Source organism: Mesonia sp. K4-1 (assembly GCF_008017825.1).
In the GTDB taxonomy this organism is placed as follows: domain Bacteria; phylum Bacteroidota; class Bacteroidia; order Flavobacteriales; family Flavobacteriaceae; genus Mesonia.
Genome location: NZ_VRLS01000042.1, coordinates 1 through 1,346, shown reverse-complemented (window position 1 = coordinate 1,346; position 1,346 = coordinate 1). Strand labels below are relative to the sequence as shown.

The 1,346-nt window shown below is 34.3% G+C and carries 1 protein-coding gene; it reads left to right on the top strand.

Annotation, left to right across the window (positions count from 1 at the left end; genetic code table 11):
* Positions 1–121: 121 nt before the first annotated feature.
* Positions 122–1,096, top strand: a complete 975-nt coding sequence (locus tag FT986_RS06900; RefSeq protein WP_147864460.1) for a hypothetical protein — start codon at positions 122–124, stop codon at positions 1,094–1,096.
* Positions 1,097–1,346 lie beyond the last annotated feature (250 nt).

The window sequence follows — 1,346 nt, the reverse complement described above, 5'->3', positions numbered from 1 at the left end:
ATTTGTACAACAAGAGCCGTGTGAGGGGAGACTTTCAAGCACGGTTCTGTGAGAGGCTTAGGGTGAAATTCCCTTTGTCTACTCGATTACAAACACGTTGCCACACATTTGAAAAAAACCTATGAACAATAAATTTCTGCTAACATTTTTCGCACTCATTTCGGGACTTTCTGTCTTCGGACAATTTAGTCGTGAAAATATTTCGACAGATTCGTCTGAAATTGAAATTGTCAGAAATTCTGTTTATCATATTTACGAAGAAAGTTACAAAAGCAAAGATTCTGTTTGGTATAGTGTACATTTCATAAAAGACACAACAAGATTAAACACAGAAGGTTGGAAAAGAAAAAACGGAAAACGGCTTGGAATTTGGAATGAATATAACTTCGACAAACAATTATTATTTACTCGTGATTATGACAATGCTATTTGCGAAGTGAACAGAAAATTATTTCCACATCACGAAATACTTGAGCGAATGAAAAAAAAAGCTGATAGCTTGATTATTTCTAACTATAGTCAAGAGTTTTTCGATAGCCAAGTTCGTTTCAATTTTAATTGTTACGCTTATGACAAAGAAGGTTATGTTGGTAGTTGGACAGAACCTATGAAAAGAAAACCAACTGAATTTCTTTTTCGATATCAAGTCAGACTTAAAAACTCTGATTGGCAAAGTGAAATGATTGGTATCAATCTTGACGAAAATGGAAACTACATTCCAAGCCACGATAGATTTAACAACAATGGATTTGAAAAATTAAACTCTGAAAACAGAACTTTTGAAATTGATAAAACAAAAGCTATATCAATTGCAGAAGAACACGGGTTAAAAGGAGAGAATGTTTCGGAATTTTTAAAATGGGAAAGATTTAATAAAGCAACTTTTTATGATGGTCAGTTCAAATACTACATTGCCGAATTGACAGACCAAATAGATGAAATAAAAAAAGAAGGTCGTTCAAGAATTACTTATAAGTTCAATGTTTATTCATTCAATCCTTGGACAGGAGAATTTTTGGAAAAAAAGAAAATGAAACAAATAAAAGAATGGGGAAAAGTTAGCGGATTTACATCTGACTTATTACCTGATGAATAAAACAAAAAACGTGTGGCAACACCGTGTATAGCTCATTGCGGCTGAATGCCTAATCGGAATTCATTGCAATTTGCTATCTTTCGGTCACGGCGGAAAATCCTCGCGGATTTCCCGCAACTAACCATAGTGTGCCAAGAATCAACCGCGGCAACAAAAAAAAAAGAAAAAAAAATGGTTGAATGCTGTAAATAAGATGATGGTAGGTCCATCAGAGTCGTTGTATAGGCGATGGCTCTAAACCACCTAAAGG